Below are 19,721 nucleotides of genomic sequence, written 5' to 3'. Positions count from 1 at the left end.
CATTTATTGAGGAGATAGGCATGGCAACCGCAGCTCACGACAGCAAACTTTCAGGTCAAGGTCAAACATACCGCCGTTATAAAGACGGTGATCATGAATGGGGTAATATGCACGACAGTATTTTCGTGCAAGATACGACGCATAAATGCCCTACCTACATTCACAAAACGCCACCTTGCCAAGGTAGCTGCCCATCGGGTGAAGACATCCGTGGTTGGTTGCAAATCGTGCGCGGCATTGAGAAGCCACCCGTTGGCATGACCATGCAGGAATACGCTTTCCGCCGTTCCACCAATGCTAACCCGTTCCCGTCCATGATGGGTCGTGTTTGCCCAGCACCTTGCCAAACCGGCTGTAACCGTAACGACGTTGACGATTTCGTCGGCATTAACGCGGTTGAACAGTACATCGGTGACAGCGCGATTGAAGCGGGCTTCAAATTTGAAGCACCGGCTGAATTGAGCGGCAAGAAAGTCGCGATCGTTGGTGGTGGCCCTGCGGGTATGGCGGCTGCTTACCAATTGCGTCGCATGGGTCATGCGTCTACCGTATTTGAACAGCACCCTGAATTGGGCGGCATGATGCGCTACGGTATTCCGGGCTATCGCGTACCACGCGACAAGCTGGGTGCAGAAATGCAACGTATCATCGACATGGGTGACATTACTATCAAGTGCAACACCACTGTCGGCAAAGATGTAACCATTGAAACACTGGAAAGCGATTTCGACGCAATCCTGTGGACGGTCGGTTGCTGGAACGGTCGTGGCTTGTTCGTTGAAAAATTTGCTGAAACGCCAAACTGTGTGTCTGCGGTTGACTTCCTCGAAGCCTATAACAAAGGCACGATGAAATACACTGCACCTCGCGTGGTGTGCGTGGGTGGTGGTGATACCTCCATTGACGTGGTTTCCGTGTCACGTCGTATCGGCACACTGGCTAACTACGCTGAAAATGCGGAAGATGCTGCGACTGGCAAGTTGGTTCACGGTGAAGTCGGTGAGAAAGCAGCTCCTGCCGTTACCCTGACCACCTTGTTCCCGCTGGATCAAATGACTGCTGCGGAACACGAAGTTCAGGACGCGCTGAAAGAAGGCGTAACTATCCTGACTGAAGTAATGCCAACAGCCTTGGTATTGGATGAAAATGGTCGTGCGATTGGTCTGAAAGTCGTCGAATGCGTGATGAAGGGCAATATGCCTGTCGCAAAAGAAGGCGGCAAAGAAACCATCATTGAAGCCGACATCATTGTTTCTGCAATCGGTCAGTTCGGTAAGTTGGACGGTATCGAAGCCCTGAACAACGGTCGTAACCAGATCAATGCCGACGCGCTGTATCAAGTACCAGGTAAGCCTGGTCACTTCGCTGCGGGTGATGCGGTACGTCCGCACTTGCTGACAACGGCGATTGGTCAAGCGTCGATTGCGTCTGAAACCATCAATCAGTACTTGCGTGCTGAAGAGCTGAAAAAGCGTCCGAAAGTCGATAAGCACCACTTTGACCTGATGGAAAAACTGCACGAAGCCGGTTTAGATCCAGCAGGTTACGAAGACAGCCGTGCAGAAGACATGCGCGGTACTGACGGTGCGAAATACGCGGTTCACAACTACGACGACCGTTCTAAGAACGTGATCGTGCCTTCCAAAGATTTGTTCTTAGGGCATTTCAATACCGTAGCACGTAACCTGCGTACTGAAGACGTACCCACGGCTGAAGAAGTATTGGGTCACTTTGCAGAACGTATGAACCCACTGGCAGAAGCCGATGCGGTTAATGAAGCCAAGCGTTGCATGAGCTGCGGTATGTGCTTCGAGTGTGACAACTGCGTTATTTACTGCCCACAAACTGCCGTTTACCGCGTGCCTAAGAAACAGGCGACACTGGGTCGTTATGTTGCAACCGATTACTCCAAATGTATCGGCTGCCATATCTGCGCAGACGTTTGCCCAACTGGGTACATCGAAATGGGTCTGGGCGAATAATCGCCCTTTCCATGAGTGCAGGCTCGACAGGAATCAGCATGACTAGCAAGTTTTCAAGCGTATTTCTGGCAGCAACGTTGGCTTTTGCCACGCTGTTGGCAGGTTGTAGCAAAGCCCCTACGGAGGCCGACCTCAACCTTGCCACAGCAAAAGCAAAGGCTGATCAGTGTGTTGAACCAGAAAGTGTTATCCGTACCAAACACATGGATCTGCTCATGCATCAGCGTGACGCGACCGTGATTGAAGGTATCCGTACCCAACAGCACAGTCTGAAAGAGTGCATTAATTGCCACGTTTCCACGACTAAGCAAGACGGTACGCCTTTGCACTACGGTGACAAGGAACATTTTTGCACCACCTGCCACGCGGCAGTCGGGCAGAAAATTGACTGCTTCCAATGTCATGCTGACCGTCCGCAAACGGATGACCCTAATTATCAGCATACCGTCGGTAGTGCAGCAGGCCATCACTTTACGCAAGGTGTGACGGCAGCGGCAGCACCGACAGCGGCTGAAATTCAGATGGTGACGCAACCACAACAAGGAGCTGCGCAATGAATCAGAACCGTGTTGATGAATACCGTCGCAATTTTATGACAACCTTGGGTGGTGTTGCGGCAGTGGCTGCGGTTGCTCCCAGTTTTGTGTTGCAAACCGCACACGCCGCTGGCGAAGTCGCCGCGAAACCCGTTGATCAAGCTGTTACCAATGCTAAGCGTTGGGGCATGTTGATTGACGTGACCAAACTCACTGATGGTGGGGCTGGTATGGTGGCTGCGTGCAAAAAAGAACACGGTTGGGGCGATGAAGCCCATTCCGCTGACACTCAAAAAGCGCATTGGGCGCGTGTGGTGAAAGTCACGGATAAGCTGACCCAAAACAGTTTCAGCTTGCCGGTCATGTGCCAGCATTGCGAAAATCCGCCGTGCGTTGATGTTTGCCCAACAGGTGCATCCATGAAACGCGCGGATGGCATTGTGCAAGTCAACAAGCACATTTGTATCGGTTGCCGTTATTGCATGATGGCTTGCCCGTATAAAGCGCGTAGCTTTGTGCATGAAGCCTTGCAAGATCAAAAGCCGCATTCCCCACGGGGCATGGGTACGGTGGAATCCTGCAATATGTGCGTTCACCGCATTGACGAAGGCAAGTTGCCCGCGTGTGTGGAGGCTGCACCGGATGCTGTGATCTTCGGCGATTTGAATGACCCGAACAGCGCGGTCAGCCAAGCGATGAAAACTATCGGTGGCAAGCAAATCCGTGCCGATCTCGGTTTGAACACTGGCGTGCGTTACCACGGCATCTAACGGAAAGGACGTAAACAGCAATGGCTAGTCAAGCAATCATTTTCCGCGAAACCAAAGACGGTAAGGGTTTTTATATCCTGCTGGCGGTTTTGGGTGCATTCCTCGCGCTGGGTGCGCTGGCGTTTTTCCACGCTGAACATCACGGGCATCATGTTACTGGCATGAACAACCAAGTTGTTTGGGGGCTGCCACACGTTTTTGCGATTGGTTTAATCGTCGCAGCATCGGGCGCGTTGAACGTGGGTTCAATCGGTACAGTATTCGGTAAGAAAATCTATCAACCGATGGGGCGTTTGTCGGCATTGCTGGCAATTTCCTTACTGGTCGGGGGTTTGATCGTGCTGGTGTTGGATTTGGGTCATCCTGATCGTTTGATCATTGCCATGACCACCTACAACTTCAAGTCGATCTTTGCGTGGAACATTATTCTGTATAACGGTTTCTTAGCGTTATCAGCGGTGTATATCTGGACAATGATGGATCGTAAGGTCAAGAGCTTTTACAAGTTGGCGGGGGTTGCAGCGTTCACATGGCGTTTGATCCTGACCACTGGTACGGGTTCAATCTTCGGTTTCTTGGTGGCGCGTGATTTCTATAACTCTGCGGTCATGGCGCCGTTGTTTATCGTGATGTCCTTTGCAATGGGTTTGGCAGTTTTCATTTTGGTGCTGCACTTTGCGTATAGCTGGACAGGTCGTCCATTGGGTGATGTAGTGATGAATCGCTTGCGTTACCTGTTGGCGACATTCATCGGTGGCGTATTGTTGCTGGAAGGTGCGCGTCATTTCACCGGTTTGTACATTGCGCAGAAAGCGGGTGTGGAAAACTTCATCTTGTTTGACGGTGGTATCTACACGCAGTTGTTCTGGGTCGGTCAGATCATGTTGGGTAGTTTGCTGCCGTTGTCGCTGATTTTCTGCCGCAAGTTGGGAAATAATCGTATCGCTTTGTTATTGGCTGCGTTGTTCACTATCCTTGGCGGCTTTGCGCAACTGTATGTGATTTTGATTGGTGGGCAAGCGTATCCGTTGGTCTTATTCCCCGGTGCTGAAGTTTCCAGTGATTACTTTGACGGTGCGATTAATGCGTATGCGCCGAGTATCTGGGAGTTGATGCTGGGTCTGGGTGGTGTCGCACTTGCGTTGGTCATGGTGACGATTGGCGTGAAAGTATTGCGCTTCCTGCCGGATTCCTTGTCGGATGCGGTGGCTGATCCGCACAGCAAGTAATGGCAGCGTGCTTGAATCTTAAGAAAACCGGCCTCGTGCCGGTTTTCTTGTTATGGCTATTTTATTTAACGGCCTGTGCGCCGTCGTTAGAACAGTCGCTTGATCACCTGAAACTGCCTGCTGCGACCACGCAGCTTTTGCTGGTGACGACGACTGATTGGGAGACTTCGACCGCTACGCTACAACGCATGGAAAAGTCTGCTGATCAGTGGCACGCGGTTGGCGAGCGCATTTCGGTTAGGGTAGGGCGCAATGGGCTTGGCTGGGGTGTCGGCTTGCATCAGGATGGTGACGGTGTGCAAAAACTGGAGGGCGACGGTAAAGCGCCCGCAGGCGTGTTCCCCTTGGGGATGGCGTTTGGTTATGCGGAGCAAGCGCCGGTTGGTTTGCAAATGCCCTACCGCATTGCCAGCGAGCGCGATTATTTTATTGATGCAGTGGATTCCCCCGATTACAACCGTTGGCGCCATATTCCGTTGGAGCAAGCGAATGAACCCAAACAATATTGGCGTTCGTTTGAGCGAATGCGCCGTGATGATCACCAGTACGAACTGGGTATGATTGTCGGGCACAATTTATTCCCCACCACAGCGGGGCGTGGTAGTGCTATTTTTCTGCATGTTTGGTTGAATCCTGACACGGCGACATCGGGCTGTACGGCAATGGCAAAAGCAGATTTATTGAGCGTTTTGACTTGGTTAAAACCTGCTGCCAATCCGCTGTTGCTACAAGCGCCAGCGGATCAGGTGGCAGATTTACGCTTTCCAGAAGCTCAATAAGCTATTGGTTTGTTCCAGCAAGTAGTTTTTGCGCCAATGATCTTGCTCGACCGTTTTGAGGAGTTGTTCCAGTTGGTGTAGGCAGGCACGTTGCCGTTTGGTATCACGTTGCGCCCAATCCTTTAACAGTGAAAGTAGGGCATTGTCCATATCGAGATCGAGATAAACGGGCTTGGCGTATTCTTGCAAAATCCGTTCAAACAAGGCTTGTTGGCGCTCTGCGGGTAGAACGCTGTAACACTCCCATAATGTGGTGCAAGACGTGCGCATCAGTGAATAGATGTGTTCTTCAGGGTCTTCCATCTTACCTGCTAAGGTGGGTAAATCGCTGATGACGGCAAGGCACAAGTCAGTGGTTTCACGGGTGGGTGTGGTCGCTTTACGCGCAACTGCCAGCATTTTGCGAATGGCTTCGGTTAAGTGCAAGGCGCTGCTGGCGTGAATATAACCCTCCGCATTGGCATGGCGTTGGGTCATATCGGCCAGCATTTGCTGGTATTTGGGTTCACTTGGCGTGTCGCTGCCCAACAAATCTGCAAAACAGATCAGTAGAGTGTCGCGAAAGTCAGCATCCTGCAAGGCTTTTTCCCGAACAAACGTTTGCAGTTCTTGAGGGGAGAGCCGCTGGAGGATGTAGTCAATTTGTCCAATCCGCGTCGTCGGCTTCACTTAAAAAGCCTGTTCTTTCAGAACATCGGGGCGATCAGGGTTGCGGCGATACAGCACAGCGACATTTCCTATCCGTTGAATCAGTTGAGACTGGCTATATTGGATAATTTGTTCAATCATTTCATTGCGTAAGTCGCGATCACCGACGCTTAATTTAATTTTGACCAGTTGATGATAATCAAGTGCACCGGTGATTTCTTCCAGTACAGTAGGTTTTAGCCCGTGCTGACCGATTAAGACGACGGGGTTTAGGGTATGAGCGCGACTCCGCAGGCGCTTTTTCTGAGTTTCTGTCAATGTTCCGGTCATTTCCATGATACGCTTCTCTAAATTGATGAAGTGTAATGAGTGATAACACGGCATGGCAAGAAGCAAAAGCAGTCAAAGGTGGCTGGGCGAACATTTTAGTGATGAATACGTCAAAAAAGCACAGCAAGAAGGGTACCGTTCGCGTGCAGTATATAAATTGCAGGAAATTCAGGAGAAAGATCGCATTCTACAGCCCGGCATGAAAGTAGTGGATTTGGGTGCAGCTCCCGGCGGATGGAGCCAGTACGCCACCAAGTTTGTCGGGCAAAAAGGGCGGATTGTGGCGAGTGACATCTTGCCGCTGGATCCGTTACCTTTTGTGGAATTTGTGTTAGGGGATTTTCGTGAAGAATCTGTCCTGATGGAAATGCTGAATTTACTCGGTGGCGATAAAGCAGATCTTGTTATTTCGGATATGGCACCCAATATGAGTGGAGTCGATGCAGTTGATCAGCCACGTTCCATTCATCTGTGTGAACTTGCATTCGATATGGCGCGTCAGGTATTAAAGCCAGGTGGCACTTTTCTGGTGAAACTGTTTCAGGGCGATGGCTCAGAAGGCTTCCTTCGCGAAGTGCGCAGCAGCTTTAAAACAGTAAAAGTAAGGAAACCGGCGGCATCAAGACCACGCAGCCGGGAGGTTTATATATTAGCGCAAGGTTTTGTGTTGTAATATCACCGTAATAGGTGTTACACGTGGATAACACCAGTTGATAGTGGAGAAGTCACTTGAACGATTTAACCAAAAATTTGCTGATTTGGGCTGTTATTGCTTTCGTATTGATTGCAGTGTTCAGCAAATTCAGTGTGCCAGCCCAACCGGCTGCTGCCGTGCCGTATTCGGACTTTTTAACCAACGTTCGTAGCGGTGGGGTCAAAGACGTTGAAATCAGAGGCCAAAAGATTGTCGGTACAGACAATAATAATGCGCGATTTGTGACGTACAGTCCGCCAAATGACGCGAAGTTAGTCGATGATTTGGTCGCCAATAAAGTTAAGTTCCAAGCATCACCGCCAGAAGAACGTTCAGTGCTGTGGGATATTATCATTAGTTGGGTACCATTTTTACTGATCATCGGTTTGTGGATTTACATCATGCGCCAGATGCAAGGTGGTGGTGGCGGTCGCGGGGCTATGTCCTTCGGCAAAAGTCGCGCCCGTATGATGACTGAAGATCAGGTCAAAATTAATTTCAATGATGTCGCGGGCTGTGAAGAAGCCAAAGATGAAGTGGCTGAACTTGTCGAGTTTTTACGCGACCCCGGTAAATTCCAAAAACTGGGCGGCAAGATTCCACGCGGTGTATTGATGGTAGGTTCACCGGGTACGGGTAAAACCTTGCTGGCAAAAGCCATTGCGGGTGAAGCTAAAGTACCGTTCTTCAGCATTTCTGGTTCCGACTTCGTGGAAATGTTCGTTGGTGTAGGTGCTTCGCGTGTTCGTGACATGTTCGAGCAGGCTAAGAAACACGCGCCGTGCATTATCTTCATCGACGAAATTGATGCGGTGGGTCGTCAACGTGGTGCAGGTGTGGGCGGCGGTCACGATGAACGTGAGCAAACCCTTAACCAATTACTGGTCGAGATGGACGGTTTTGAAGGCAGTGAAGGCATTATCGTGATTGCTGCCACTAACCGCCCTGACGTATTGGATGCTGCTTTGTTGCGCCCCGGTCGTTTCGACCGCCAAGTGGTCGTGCCATTGCCTGATGTACGCGGTCGTGAGCAAATTCTCAAGGTTCACATGCGCAAAGTGCCGTTGGGCGATGATGTTAGACCATCCCTGATTGCACGCGGTACGCCGGGTTTCTCTGGTGCTGATTTGGCAAACTTGGTAAATGAAGCGGCATTGTTTGCGGCGCGTGGTAATAAGCGTACCGTCGATATGAACGAGTTTGAGAAAGCCAAAGACAAGATCATGATGGGTGCTGAGCGCAAATCCATGGTCATGAAGGAAGATGAAAAATTAGCAACGGCTTACCACGAAGCGGGTCATGCCATTGTGGGTTTGAGTGTTCCTGAACATGATCCGGTCTACAAAGTCAGCATCATTCCACGTGGTCGTGCGTTGGGTGTCACCATGTATTTGCCGGAAGAAGACCGTTACAGCGCCAGTAAGCAGCGCTTGGAAAGTCAGATTTCTAGCTTGTACGGTGGTCGTATTGCTGAAGAGCTGATCTACGGTTTAGAAGGTGTTACTACGGGTGCTTCTAACGACATCGAACGGGCGACCAGTATTGCGCGTAACATGGTCACTAAGTGGGGTTTATCCAGCCGCATGGGGCCACTAGCCTATTCAGAAGATGAAGGCGAAGTGTTCTTAGGGCGCTCGGTCACGCAGCATAAACATGTTTCCGATGAAACCGCACATGCTATTGACGGTGAAATTCGCGAAGTGATTGATCGTAACTACACCCGTGCTAAGCAAATCCTCACCGACAAAATGAGTGTGTTGCACGCCATGGCGCAAGCACTGATGAAGTATGAGACCATTGACCGTGGGCAGGTGGATGCATTGATGCGTGGCGAAACGCCACCACCACCAGCCGATTGGACTGATGATGATTCTTCTGGTGGCAAAGGCACGCCAACGAAACCACGGCCTATTGAAGGCAACAAAACGGACAGTGGCGTGATTGGCGGAGCGGCTAGTTCGCATTAAGTTTCGTTAGTATCACACTTCATTGAATCAAGGCGCGAGTATTTCACTCGCGCCTTTTGTTTGTGGAATCACGCAATGGCATGGCAAATCACGCAATCTTCTGTACAGGTAATGGGCATCCTGAATGTCACGCCGGATTCGTTTTCTGACGGTGGTCGATTTCATCCGCGTGACCGCGCCTTACAACACGTTGAGCAAATGTTGTCTGAGGGTGTGGATATTATTGATGTGGGTGGGGAATCCACGCGCCCTGGTGCGGCTTCTGTATCAGTTGAAGAGGAACTGGAGCGGGTTATTCCGGTGATTGCCGCGATTCGTGAGCGTTTTGATGTGCCGTTGTCGGTGGATACCAGTAAACCTGAGGTGATGCTGGCGGCAGTTAGCGCGGGCGCTGATTTAATCAATGATGTGTGTGCCTTACAGCAACCCGGTGCATTGATAGCCTGTGCGCCGCTTACCGTGCCAATTTGCCTGATGCACATGCAGGGGCAACCGCGCACCATGCAGCAATCACCTCACTATGATGATGTGGTGCAGGATGTTTCACAATTCTTCCAAGAGCGCATTGCAGCTTGTGAAACGGCTGGAATTGCACGACAGCGCTTAATTCTTGATCCAGGGTTTGGATTTGGGAAAACTTTGTCGCATAATGTGGACTTATTGCGCAGATTGACGGCGTTTTCTGATTTGGGCTTGCCTATACTCGTAGGGCTTTCACGTAAATCCATGATCGGCACTTTGTTGGATAATCGCCCGATAGAGGGACGTTTGCATGGCAGTGTGGCTGGCGCGGTAATCGCTGCCATGCAAGGCGCAAATATTGTACGGGTACACGACGTGGGCGCAACGGTCGATGCACTCAAAATCGTTAACGCAGTCATGAATAAATAATCAGTAAGGTAGATGGGCTAATGGCAAGAAAATATTTCGGCACGGACGGGATTCGCGGCAAGATCGGGCGCTACCCGATGACACCTGACTTTGTATTAAAATTGGGTTGGGCGGCTGGCAAGGTGCTGGCAAGTAACGGGCATCCTTTGGTGTTGATTGGCAAAGATACCCGTATTTCTGGCTATATGCTTGAATCTGCATTGCAAGCGGGTTTGGTGGCAGCAGGAGTCAATATTCGTTTGTTGGGACCGATGCCTACGCCTGCGGTGGCTTATTTAACTCGTGCGTTCCGTGCTTCTGCTGGAATTGTAATCAGTGCCTCGCACAATCCTTACGATGATAATGGCGTAAAGTTTTTCTCTGGTGACGGCACAAAATTGCCCGACGAAGTAGAAGAAGAAATTGAACGCTGGTTGGATATGGATTTTGAAACCGTGTCTTCCGACGAGCTGGGTAAAGTTGAACGTGCTAAAGACGCGGCGGGGCGTTACATCGAATTCTGCAAACGCGCGTTACCCAACAACGTTTCCTTGAAAGGCTTGCGGATGGTGGTGGATTGCGCCAACGGCGCGACTTACCACGTTGCACCCGATGTTTTCAAAGAGCTGGGCGCGGAAGTCATTGCGATTGGCAACACGCCTGATGGTATCAATATTAATGAAGCGTGCGGCGCAACTCATGTGGATGCTTTGTGCGATGCCGTCTTACGTTATCGTGCTGATCTTGGTATTGCCTTGGACGGTGATGGTGATCGTTTGATCATGGTGGATCAGCGCGGTGATACGGTTGATGGCGATGAGATTCTCGCCATTATTGCGCACCATCGTCATGCTGAAGGCAAGTTACAAGGCGGCGTGGTTGGCACGCTGATGAGCAATCTCGGCTTGGAAAAGTCGATTCAGGCGTTGGGCGTACCGTTTTACCGTGCGAAAGTCGGCGACCGCTACGTTATTGAGCAAATGACGCAACACGATTGTGATTTGGGTGGCGAATCCTCCGGGCATATCATTGTGCGCAATTTCATCACTACCGGTGACGGTATCATTGCCGCACTGCAAGTGTTACGTGCCATGCGCATGACGGGCAAATCGTTACGTGACCTGAAAAGCGTAATGATCAAATACCCGCAAACGCTGATTAATGTTCCGACCAAACACAAGATTAATTTGAATGAATCCGTCGCGATTCAGGATGCAGTGCGTCAAGTTGAGCAACAATTGGGTAGTCGTGGCAGAGTATTATTGCGTGCATCCGGCACTGAGCCATTGATTCGGGTAATGGTTGAAGGCGAAGACCCCGGCGAAACCGCTGAACTGGCAGAGCAAATCGCTAGTGCGGTGCGGGCTGCGACTTGACCTGCCCGGAATGAAGATTGATTTCCACAGATTATACAGGTAATCTTTCGCCCTTGCTTGAAAGAGAGGTGGAGTTATGCGTCAAAAATTGGTTGCAGGTAACTGGAAACTAAACGGGTCAAAGGCGAGTATCGAGTCTTTGATGGGTGGTATTCTAGCTGGACTGGAAGGCATGGATAATGTAGCGGTGGCAGTTTGCCCACCTTACGTCTACATTCCCATGACTCAAACGCTGGTGGCTGGAAGTCGTATCGGTCTGGGTTCTCAGGATATTGCTGATCAAGACGCAGGTGCTTTCACGGGCGAAGTTTCCGGGGTGATGCTCAAGGAATTTGGCTGTGACTACGCGATTGTGGGTCACTCTGAACGCCGTGCAATTTACGGTGAGCAAGACGCTGATACTGCACGTAAGTTTGCTGCCGCACGTAAGCACGGCCTCAAACCGATTCTGTGTGTGGGCGAAACGCTGGAAGAGCGCGAAGCAGGCATTACCGAAGCGGTCGTGGCGCGTCAACTGGACGCAGTGATTGCGCTGGAAGGTGTGGAAGCACTGACTGACGGTGTGATTGCTTACGAACCGGTGTGGGCGATTGGCACGGGTAAAACCGCTAGTCCGCAACAAGCGCAGGATGTTCATGCGTTTATTCGTGGCAAATTAGCGACGCTGAATGAATCAGTTGCCGCGAAAGTACAAATTTTATACGGTGGCAGCGTTAAAGGCGCGAATGCTACTGAATTGTTTGCAATGCCGGATATTGACGGTGGCTTGATCGGCGGTGCAGCATTGGATGCACAAGAATTCTTAGCCATTTGCAAAGCCGGTAACTAAGGTTCAAAAAAACTATGTTATACAATGTCTTGTTGATCATTTTGATCGTTGTTTCTGTGGCCATGATTGTGTTAATCCTAATGCAACAGGGCAAAGGTGCTGATGCAGGTGCTGCGTTTGGTAGCGGTGCGTCGGGTACGGTATTCGGTTCACAAGGTTCGGCGAATTTTCTGAGTCGCACTACCGGTATTCTGGCAACGATTTTCTTTTTGGTGGCATTGGCATTAGCTTTCCTTGCTTCAGGGCGTACTATCGAATCGAGTAGTATTATGGATGCGATTGCACCTGCGGAAAAAACTGTGGAAACAGCCGCGCCGCCAGTGTCAAGCAGTGATGTTCCGCCTGCACCTGCTGCGAAAGAAGCTGCGCCTAGCGATGTTCCGCCTGCTCCGGCAGTGCAGACTGAAGAAAAACCGGCAAATTCGGCGGCTGACGCTGAAAAACCCGTGCAAGATACAAAGTAATAGCATAGAATGTGCGCCTGCTTTGCCGACGTGGTGGAATTGGTAGACACGCTATCTTGAGGGGGTAGTGGCGCAAGCTGTACCGGTTCGAGTCCGGTCGTCGGTACCATACATAAAAAGCCTGTCATCGTAAGATGATGGGCTTTTTGCTTATATGCCTAATTCTTGCTAAAACCTGACAATACCCACTTTGGGGAATTAATCTGTGGTTCATGCACCGTTATATTCGACTGTATAACGAAATAGTGATACAAACAGTGTGTGTTTGGAATCATGCATCACAGACAACCGAGTGGTTTGGAGAGAACGCTACGGTTTGCACCAGGAGTTAGTATGCTAGGAGAATACCTTCCCATTCTCGTTTTTCTGGCAGTCGGTTTTGGCTTAGCAGTGGTATTGCTAGGTTTGGGGTTGCTCGCAGGCCCGCGCCGACCAGACGCAGAAAAAGATTCACCGTTCGAGTGCGGCTTCCCCGCGTTTGAAGACTCTCGCATCAAATTTGATGTGCGTTATTACCTCGTCGCCATCCTCTTCATCATCTTCGACCTTGAAATCGCCTTTCTGTTTCCGTGGGCCATTGTGCTCGACACCATTGGTGTGTTCGGTATCGTGGCGATGGGTATTTTCCTGACTATCCTGATTGTTGGTTTTATCTACGAGTGGAAAAAAGGGGCATTGGAATGGGAGTAGAAGGGATTCTGGAGAAAGGCTTCGTTACCACGACAGCCGATGCCCTGATCAATTGGGCGCGTACTGGCTCGTTGTGGCCGATGACCTTTGGTCTGGCGTGCTGCGCGGTCGAAATGATGCACGCAGGGGCTTCTCGTTACGATTTAGACCGTTTCGGCATTGTGTTCCGCCCCAGTCCGCGCCAATCAGATGTGATGATCGTGGCAGGAACGCTGACCAACAAAATGGCTCCGGCGTTGCGCAAGGTCTATGATCAGATGGCGGAACCGCGTTGGGTGATTTCGATGGGGTCTTGTGCCAATGGTGGCGGTTACTACCATTATTCCTACGCGGTGGTGCGCGGCTGTGACCGGATTGTGCCGGTGGATATTTACGTACCCGGTTGCCCGCCAACCGCTGAAGCCCTGCTGTATGGCATTATCCAGTTGCAGAATAAAATTCGTCGAACCAACACGATAGCGCGGTAATTCATGGCTGTATCACTCGAATTTGTTAAGGATTACGTTCAGGAAGGACTCGGCGATAAGCTGTCAGCCAGCATTCTGGCGCACGGCGAGTTAACCTTGGAAGTAGCCGCTGAACATTGGCTAGAAGTGGCGCGTTTCCTGCGGCACGATTCCATGCTGGATTTTGCCCAACTGACCGACTTGTGTGGGGTTGATTACCTCACGTATGGCGATGCGGAATGGGATGTGACCACTGCCTCGCGCAGCGGTTTTAGCCGTGCGGCACAAGCCACTGAGGCGGATCCGTTTGATTTTGATGCGCAGGAAGAGGGTGCTCAGTTCGCGGGTAAACGTTTCGCAGTGGTAATCCACTTGTTATCGGTGAGCCGCAATCTGCGTATCCGGGTACGCACACGCTGCGATGACAACGATTTTCCGGTAGTGGCATCGTTGATAGACATCTGGAGTTCAGTGAATTGGTACGAGCGTGAAGCATTTGATCTGTTTGGGATTATGTTCAGTGGACACCCGGATTTACGCCGCATCCTCACCGACTACGGTTTTGTCGGACACCCCTTCCGCAAAGATTTCCCGCTCATCGGGCAGGTTGAAATGCGTTACGACGCTGAGCAAAAGCGCGTCATTTACGAACCTGTATCCATTGAAGCGCGGGTATTGGTTCCGCGCACTATCCGCGCTGACCAGCGTTTTTCCCCAGCCGTGGAGCGTGATGACTAATGCCTGAAATCCGCAATTTTACGCTGAACTTTGGCCCAGCTCACCCCGCCGCGCACGGTGTGTTGCGTCTGGTGCTGGAAATGGACGGTGAAACCATCGTGCGTGCTGACCCGCACATTGGCTTGCTGCACCGTGGCACTGAAAAGTTGGCAGAAAGCAAACCGTATAACCAAAGCATCGGTTACATGGATCGCCTCGATTACGTGTCAATGATGTGCAATGAACACGGTTATGTGCTGGCGATTGAAAAGCTGTTGGGAATTACCCCGCCAGAACGTGCGCTCTACATTCGTACCATGTTCGACGAAATTACCCGTATTCTCAATCACTTGCTGTGGATTGGCGCACACGCGCTGGACGTGGGTGCAATGACCATGTTCCTGTACGCTTTCCGCGAACGCGAAGATTTGATGGATGCGTATGAAGCGGTGTCTGGTGCACGTTTGCACGCCACTTATTACCGTCCGGGCGGGGTTTACCGCGATTTGCCGGATTCCATGCCGCAATTTTTACCGAACCGTTTCCGCACTGAAGCCGAAGCTAAGCGTTTGAATGCCAATCGCGGTGGCTCGTTGCTGGATTTCCTGGAAGATTTCACCAACCGTTTCCCCGGTTATGTGGATGAATACGAAACCCTGCTGACCGATAACCGTATTTGGAAACAGCGTCTAGTGGGTATCGGTGTGGTGTCGCCGGAACGTGCCCTGCAACTGGGTTTCAGTGGGCCGATGCTACGCGGTTCGGGCGTTGAATGGGATTTGCGAAAGAAGCAACCTTATGCTGCTTACGACAAGATGGATTTCGATATTCCGGTCGGGGTGCAAGGCGATAGCTACGACCGCTATTTGGTGCGAGTCGAAGAAATGCGCCAATCCAACAGTATTATCAAGCAATGCATTGACTGGCTGCGTGTGAATCCCGGTGAAGTAATGCTGGAAGACAGCAAAATCGCTCCGCCGAAACGCGCTGAGATGAAGCAGGATATGGAAGCCTTGATTCAGCATTTCAAGCTGATGACCGAAGGCTATTGCTTGCCGGAAGGCGAATCCTATGCAGCAGTGGAACACCCTAAAGGTGAATTCGGCTGCTACATCGTCTCGGATGGCGCGAATAAACCGTACCGCTTAAAAGTACGTGCGCCAGGGTTTGCACATTTATCCGGCTTGGATGAAATGGTGAAAGGCCACATGCTGGCTGACGTGGTGGCGATTATCGGCACACAAGATATTGTTTTCGGGGAGGTTGACCGTTGATGACTGAACATCCCATTACGATGCTCAAGCGCAAAAGCGACTTGCTCAGCCATCACGAGCGTGAAGACATTGATAGCTGGTTGGCACGTTATCCGGCGGATAAAAAGCAATCGGCACTGCTGGCAGCATTGCGCGCGGTGATGCACGAAGACCATTATTTATCCCGTGAAAAAATGGACGCGGTGGCAGATTATTTAGGCTTGCCCGAAATTGCAGTGTATGAAGTTGCCAGTTTTTATTCCATGTATGAAATGGATGCAAAAGCAGCGGCGAAATACAGCATTTCGGTTTGCACCAATGTCTCCTGTATGTTGTGCGGTTCTGATGTGATTCTCGATCATGTTGAGAAAAAGTTGGGTATTAAGTTGGGTGAATCTACCTCAGATGGCAAGTTCTTCCTCAAAGTCGAAGAAGAGTGTCTTGCGGCGTGTAGCAGTGCGCCGATGATGCAGGTCAACCACGTATACCACACCCATCTCACCCCTGAAAAAGTGGATGAGATTTTGGACGGACTGGAGTAAGCACATGGCAAATCAAGTCTGTTTCATCACGACCCAATTTGGCGACCAAGCCAATACCTTGGAAAGCTACCTCAAAGTTGGCGGCTATCAGGCATGGCGAAAAATTCTGGCTGAAAAGACCCCACCCGAAGAAATCATTGAAGAAATCAAAGATTCCGGTTTGCGCGGGCGTGGCGGGGCGGGTTTTCCTACTGGCATGAAGTGGAGCTTTATGCCGCGCACTATGCCGGGGCAAAAATACATCGTGTGCAACTCAGACGAATCCGAACCGGGTACGTGCAAAGACCGCGACATCCTGCGTTTCAACCCGCACGCGCTGGTCGAAGGCATGGCGATTGCCGGTTACAGCATTGGCGCAACCGTTGGCTACAACTACATGCGCGGCGAGTTTATGGATGAGCCGTTCATCAATTTTGAGCAGGCAGTGAAAGAAGCTTACGAGCTCGGTTTGCTGGGTAAAAATATTCAAGGCAGTGGCGTTGATTTTGATCTGTACGGCACGCTTGGTGCGGGTGCGTATGTGTGTGGCGAAGAAACTGCCTTGCTGGAATCGCTGGAAGGCAAAAAAGGCCAGCCGCGTTTCAAGCCGCCATTCCCTGCGAGTTTCGGTTTGTACGGTCGCCCGACCACGATTAATAACACTGAAACGCTATCCTCCATTCCGGTGATTATGCGCAACGGCGGCAAGTGGTTCGCTGATCTGGGTGTGAAAAATTCGGGTGGCGAAAAGCTGTTTTCGATGTCAGGGCATTTGAACAATCCGGGCAATTTCGAGATTCCAATGGGAATGCCGTTCCCTGAACTGCTGGCGTTAGCTGGCGGGGTGCGCAACGGACGCAAGTTGAAAGCGGTGATTCCGGGTGGTTCGTCCGTTCCGGTGTTGCCGGGTGAGGTGATGATGGGCTTGACGATGGACTACGACACCATTGCCAAAGCGGGTTCGTACTTGGGTTCGGGCGCAGTCATTGTGATGGACGACACCACCGATATGGTCAAAGTGTTGCAACGCATTTCACGTTTCTACTTTTCCGAATCCTGCGGGCAATGCACGCCTTGCCGTGAAGGCACTGGCTGGTTGTACCGTATGTTGACCCGCATTGTGGAAGGCAAGGGTAAGATGGAAGACGTTACGCGGCTCGAAGAAATTTCCCACAATATCGAAGGCCGTTCCATTTGCGCCTTGGGTGAAGCGGCGGCGATGCCGGTGTGGAGTTTCGTTAAGCATTTCCGTGAGGAATTTGAATACTACGTCAAGCACGGTCGTAGCATGGTGGGACAGGGGTAACACATGGCAGAAGAATTCGTCACCATCGAAATTAACGACCAGCCGGTTCAGGCTCGCAAAGGTGCGATGCTGATTGAAGTGGCTGATAATAATGGCATTAGCATTCCGCGTTTTTGCTACCACAAAAAGCTTTCGATTGCCGCCAACTGCCGCATGTGCTTGGTGGAAATGGAAAAGTCGTGGAAACCGGTTCCCGCTTGCGCCACGCCCGTGAATGCAGGCATGAAATTCTGGACGCGCTCCGACAAAGCCAAGAACGCGCAGAAAGGCATTATGGAATTCCTGCTGATCAACCATCCGCTGGATTGCCCGATTTGCGATCAGGGTGGTGAATGTGAACTGCAAGATATATCAGTGGGTTACGGCAGCAATAAATCGCAATACGCTGAAATCAAGCGCGTGGTGCAAGACAAAGACATTGGCCCGTTGATCGAAACCGAAATGACCCGCTGCATTCAATGCACCCGCTGTGTGCGTTTTGGCGATGAAATTGCCGGGATGCGTGAAATGGGCGGGGTAGGGCGCGGTGATCGGCTCGAAATCGGCACGTATATTGAGAAATCGCTCAAATCGGAACTCTCCGGCAATGTGATTGACCTCTGCCCCGTGGGTGCGCTGACCGCGAAACCGTCACGCTACAAAGCACGGGCCTGGGAAATGGTGGCGCATGATGCGATTGCCCCGCACGATTCGGTGGGTTCACACCTTCAGGTGCACACCTTCCGCAAAGAAGTGGTGCGGGCAGTGCCGCGTGAAAATGACGCGATAAACGAGTGCTGGATTTCTGACCGTGACCGTTTCAGCTATCAAGGTATTGCCAGTGCTGACCGTATTACCAAGCCAATGCTCAAGCGCGACGGGCATTGGTATGAAGTCAGTTGGCAGCAAGCGTTGGATGCGACGGCGGAAATTTTGCGGGCGGCTGACCCAGCGCGTACCGGTGCATTGGCAAGTGCGACTTCCACCGTGGAAGAACTGTATTTGTTCCAGCGTTTAATGCGCGGTTTGAACATTCGCAATATTGACCACCGTGTACGCCAGACCGATTTCAGCGACCAAGGTGCTGCACCGCTTTGCCCATCATTGGGAATGCCTATTGCGCAATTGGAACAGCAAAATGCGATATTTTTGATTGGTTCTAATGTGCGCCAAGAACAGCCGTTACTGAATCACCGCATCCGTAAAGCGGCACTCAAAGGCGCGGCGGTGATGGCGTTGAATCCGCGTGCATTCGATTTCAATTACGATGTGGCGCAACAGGCGGTTGCTCCGGCAGCGATGCTGCAAGCTCTACAAGCGATGGTTAATGACCCTGATAATGCGGTGATGGCAACGCTGAAACAGGCAGAACACGTGACGGTATTGCTGGGTAATGTCGCCGTTCAGCATCCCGATTTTGCCGCATTACGCGGCTTGGCTTACACGATTGCCGAACAAACGGGCGCAACCTTTGGCTATTTGGCGGAAAGTGCCAACAGTGTGGGTGCGTGGGTAGCTGGTGTTGTGCCGCACCGTTTATCGGCGGGACGTGAACTCAAACAAGCGGGTGTGCCGGTGGGTGAATTCCTCAGTGAAAATACTCGCACGTTTGTATTGCTGAATACCGAGTTGGCAGATTTCGCGAATCCGCAACAAGCGATGAAAGCCTTGAGTGCGGCGGAAAACGTGATTGTGATTGCGCCGTTTGCGGATGATACCACGCGCAAATACGCGACGGTGTTATTGCCCGGTTCGACGTTTGCAGAAACTTCTGGCACGTTTATTAATGCAGCGGGGCAATGGCAAAACTTTAAGGGCGCGACTGTGCCACCGGGCGAGGCTCGACCTACTTGGAAAGTGCTGCGGGTGTTGGGTAATACAGTGGGTGTGCCTGAATTTGACTGGGTTGCCACCGAAGAAATCGTGGCTGAATTGCACCTTGAACTCGACGGCGTAGTGGCTTGTAACAATCATTATGCTGGCACTGTGGGTAGAGACACAAAGTCTTGTGTCTCTAAGGCGGCAGAAGGGGCGTTCCAGCGTATTGGTGACGTGGAAATGTACCGTGTTGACCCGCTAGTGCGCCGTGCGCAAGCCTTACAAGCCATGATTCCTCCGGCAGCGGTGCAGTTGAATCCGCAAGATGCAGCGAATATGGGTGTCGCGGCTGGCGATACGCTCAAAGTCTCGCAAGGTGCGGTGACGATCACGCTGCCAGCACAACTGGACGCGGGTATTCCAGCAGGTTGTGCCGGTTTGCCGTCGGGCATTGAAGTATCCAACGTGTTGGGCGCGTCTTTTGGTGCGCTCCAAATAGCAAAGGCAGGTTAGGGGA

The 19,721-nt window shown here is 51.4% G+C and carries 20 protein-coding genes and 1 tRNA gene; 19 read left to right on the top strand and 2 right to left on the bottom strand.

Annotation, left to right across the window (positions count from 1 at the left end; genetic code table 11):
* Positions 1–20: 20 nt before the first annotated feature.
* Genes HMY34_RS03670 through HMY34_RS03650 form a run of 5 tightly spaced genes read left to right on the top strand, consistent with a single transcriptional unit; the run spans position 21 to position 5,296 of the window.
* Positions 21–1,982 carry an NAD(P)-binding protein gene (locus HMY34_RS03670; RefSeq protein WP_202717952.1) on the top strand — a complete coding sequence of 654 codons (1,962 nt, stop codon included), beginning with the start codon at positions 21–23 and terminating at the stop codon, positions 1,980–1,982.
* A 38-nt stretch (positions 1,983–2,020) separates the two neighbouring features.
* Entirely contained in the window at positions 2,021–2,539 is a 519-nt protein-coding gene (locus HMY34_RS03665; RefSeq protein WP_202717951.1) for a hypothetical protein, read from the top strand.
* Entirely contained in the window at positions 2,536–3,288 is a 753-nt protein-coding gene (gene dsrO / locus HMY34_RS03660; protein ID WP_202717950.1) for a sulfate reduction electron transfer complex DsrMKJOP subunit DsrO, read from the top strand. Before HMY34_RS03665 ends, dsrO begins: the two co-directional genes overlap by 4 nt.
* A gap of 20 nt (positions 3,289–3,308) precedes the next feature.
* A complete protein-coding gene (gene nrfD / locus HMY34_RS03655) occupies positions 3,309–4,517 on the top strand; it encodes an NrfD/PsrC family molybdoenzyme membrane anchor subunit (RefSeq protein WP_202717949.1) in 1,209 nt (402 codons plus the stop codon).
* A gap of 11 nt (positions 4,518–4,528) precedes the next feature.
* Positions 4,529–5,296 (top strand): L,D-transpeptidase family protein, encoded by a 768-nt coding sequence (locus HMY34_RS03650; RefSeq protein ID WP_202717948.1) that lies wholly within the window; start codon positions 4,529–4,531, stop codon positions 5,294–5,296.
* Here HMY34_RS03650 and HMY34_RS03645 read toward each other — a convergent pair.
* Both HMY34_RS03645 and HMY34_RS03640 read right to left on the bottom strand, forming a co-directional pair.
* Positions 5,273–5,965, bottom strand: a complete 693-nt coding sequence (locus HMY34_RS03645; RefSeq protein ID WP_202717947.1) for a hypothetical protein — start codon at positions 5,963–5,965, stop codon at positions 5,273–5,275. The two genes, HMY34_RS03650 and HMY34_RS03645, sit on opposite strands and share 24 nt — an antisense overlap.
* Entirely contained in the window at positions 5,966–6,280 is a 315-nt protein-coding gene (locus HMY34_RS03640; protein WP_228287973.1) for a YhbY family RNA-binding protein, read from the bottom strand.
* A 46-nt stretch (positions 6,281–6,326) separates the two neighbouring features.
* Here HMY34_RS03640 and rlmE point away from each other — a divergent pair, with 46 nt between their 5' ends.
* From rlmE to nuoG, 14 genes are all read left to right on the top strand, one after another.
* Positions 6,327–6,947, top strand: a complete 621-nt coding sequence (gene rlmE, locus HMY34_RS03635) for a 23S rRNA (uridine(2552)-2'-O)-methyltransferase RlmE (RefSeq protein WP_202717946.1) — start codon at positions 6,327–6,329, stop codon at positions 6,945–6,947.
* A gap of 56 nt (positions 6,948–7,003) precedes the next feature.
* Entirely contained in the window at positions 7,004–8,935 is a 1,932-nt protein-coding gene (gene ftsH, locus HMY34_RS03630; protein ID WP_202717945.1) for an ATP-dependent zinc metalloprotease FtsH, read from the top strand.
* 75 nt (positions 8,936–9,010) lie between these two features.
* The gene (folP, locus tag HMY34_RS03625) at positions 9,011–9,826 is read left to right on the top strand and encodes a dihydropteroate synthase (protein WP_228287972.1); all 816 of its coding nucleotides are present in this window, start codon (positions 9,011–9,013) and stop codon (positions 9,824–9,826) included.
* Positions 9,827–9,846: 20 nt separating this feature from the next.
* Entirely contained in the window at positions 9,847–11,181 is a 1,335-nt protein-coding gene (glmM, locus tag HMY34_RS03620) for a phosphoglucosamine mutase (protein WP_202717944.1), read from the top strand.
* Positions 11,182–11,257: 76 nt separating this feature from the next.
* Complete coding sequence (gene tpiA / locus HMY34_RS03615; protein WP_202717943.1) at positions 11,258–12,010, top strand: triose-phosphate isomerase; 753 nt, start codon at positions 11,258–11,260, stop codon at positions 12,008–12,010.
* Between the two features lie 14 nt (positions 12,011–12,024).
* Entirely contained in the window at positions 12,025–12,474 is a 450-nt protein-coding gene (gene secG, locus HMY34_RS03610; protein ID WP_202717942.1) for a preprotein translocase subunit SecG, read from the top strand.
* Positions 12,475–12,498: 24 nt separating this feature from the next.
* Positions 12,499–12,583, top strand: a tRNA-Leu gene (locus HMY34_RS03605).
* 224 nt (positions 12,584–12,807) lie between these two features.
* Positions 12,808–13,164, top strand: coding sequence for an NADH-quinone oxidoreductase subunit A (gene ndhC / locus HMY34_RS03600; protein ID WP_093069518.1), 357 nt, complete (start codon positions 12,808–12,810; stop codon positions 13,162–13,164).
* Entirely contained in the window at positions 13,155–13,631 is a 477-nt protein-coding gene (locus HMY34_RS03595; RefSeq protein ID WP_202717941.1) for a NuoB/complex I 20 kDa subunit family protein, read from the top strand. The genes ndhC and HMY34_RS03595 overlap by 10 nt, the downstream gene beginning before the upstream one ends.
* 3 nt (positions 13,632–13,634) lie before the next feature.
* The gene (locus HMY34_RS03590; RefSeq protein WP_202717940.1) at positions 13,635–14,348 is read left to right on the top strand and encodes an NADH-quinone oxidoreductase subunit C; all 714 of its coding nucleotides are present in this window, start codon (positions 13,635–13,637) and stop codon (positions 14,346–14,348) included.
* Positions 14,348–15,601, top strand: coding sequence for an NADH-quinone oxidoreductase subunit D (locus HMY34_RS03585; RefSeq protein WP_202717939.1), 1,254 nt, complete (start codon positions 14,348–14,350; stop codon positions 15,599–15,601). The genes HMY34_RS03590 and HMY34_RS03585 overlap by 1 nt, the downstream gene beginning before the upstream one ends.
* Positions 15,601–16,122, top strand: coding sequence for an NADH-quinone oxidoreductase subunit NuoE family protein (locus HMY34_RS03580; RefSeq protein WP_228287971.1), 522 nt, complete (start codon positions 15,601–15,603; stop codon positions 16,120–16,122). The genes HMY34_RS03585 and HMY34_RS03580 overlap by 1 nt, the downstream gene beginning before the upstream one ends.
* Positions 16,123–16,126: 4 nt before the next feature.
* Complete coding sequence (gene nuoF, locus HMY34_RS03575; protein ID WP_202717938.1) at positions 16,127–17,407, top strand: NADH-quinone oxidoreductase subunit NuoF; 1,281 nt, start codon at positions 16,127–16,129, stop codon at positions 17,405–17,407.
* Between the two features lie 3 nt (positions 17,408–17,410).
* Positions 17,411–19,717 (top strand): NADH-quinone oxidoreductase subunit NuoG, encoded by a 2,307-nt coding sequence (gene nuoG / locus HMY34_RS03570; RefSeq protein ID WP_202717937.1) that lies wholly within the window; start codon positions 17,411–17,413, stop codon positions 19,715–19,717.
* Positions 19,718–19,721 lie beyond the last annotated feature (4 nt).

Origin of the sequence: Thiothrix subterranea (assembly GCF_016772315.1) — a bacterium.
Taxonomy (GTDB): Bacteria; Pseudomonadota; Gammaproteobacteria; order Thiotrichales; family Thiotrichaceae; genus Thiothrix; species Thiothrix subterranea.
Note: the sequence above shows the minus strand (reverse complement) of the source record. Positions and strands in the feature narration are given on the sequence as shown.

Coding starts and splice junctions, on each gene's coding strand:
- nuoG (WP_202717937.1), top strand. CDS start 17,411: ATGGCAGAAGAATTCGTCACCATCGAAATTAACGACCAGCCGGTTCAG.
- glmM (WP_202717944.1), top strand. CDS start 9,847: ATGGCAAGAAAATATTTCGGCACGGACGGGATTCGCGGCAAGATCGGG.
- dsrO (WP_202717950.1), top strand. CDS start 2,536: ATGAATCAGAACCGTGTTGATGAATACCGTCGCAATTTTATGACAACC.
- folP (WP_228287972.1), top strand. CDS start 9,011: ATGGCATGGCAAATCACGCAATCTTCTGTACAGGTAATGGGCATCCTG.
- rlmE (WP_202717946.1), top strand. CDS start 6,327: ATGGCAAGAAGCAAAAGCAGTCAAAGGTGGCTGGGCGAACATTTTAGT.
- HMY34_RS03640 (WP_228287973.1), bottom strand. CDS start 6,280: ATGGAAATGACCGGAACATTGACAGAAACTCAGAAAAAGCGCCTGCGG.
- nrfD (WP_202717949.1), top strand. CDS start 3,309: ATGGCTAGTCAAGCAATCATTTTCCGCGAAACCAAAGACGGTAAGGGT.
- HMY34_RS03665 (WP_202717951.1), top strand. CDS start 2,021: ATGACTAGCAAGTTTTCAAGCGTATTTCTGGCAGCAACGTTGGCTTTT.
- HMY34_RS03590 (WP_202717940.1), top strand. CDS start 13,635: ATGGCTGTATCACTCGAATTTGTTAAGGATTACGTTCAGGAAGGACTC.
- HMY34_RS03585 (WP_202717939.1), top strand. CDS start 14,348: ATGCCTGAAATCCGCAATTTTACGCTGAACTTTGGCCCAGCTCACCCC.
- nuoF (WP_202717938.1), top strand. CDS start 16,127: ATGGCAAATCAAGTCTGTTTCATCACGACCCAATTTGGCGACCAAGCC.
- tpiA (WP_202717943.1), top strand. CDS start 11,258: ATGCGTCAAAAATTGGTTGCAGGTAACTGGAAACTAAACGGGTCAAAG.
- secG (WP_202717942.1), top strand. CDS start 12,025: ATGTTATACAATGTCTTGTTGATCATTTTGATCGTTGTTTCTGTGGCC.
- HMY34_RS03580 (WP_228287971.1), top strand. CDS start 15,601: ATGACTGAACATCCCATTACGATGCTCAAGCGCAAAAGCGACTTGCTC.
- HMY34_RS03595 (WP_202717941.1), top strand. CDS start 13,155: ATGGGAGTAGAAGGGATTCTGGAGAAAGGCTTCGTTACCACGACAGCC.
- HMY34_RS03670 (WP_202717952.1), top strand. CDS start 21: ATGGCAACCGCAGCTCACGACAGCAAACTTTCAGGTCAAGGTCAAACA.
- ndhC (WP_093069518.1), top strand. CDS start 12,808: ATGCTAGGAGAATACCTTCCCATTCTCGTTTTTCTGGCAGTCGGTTTT.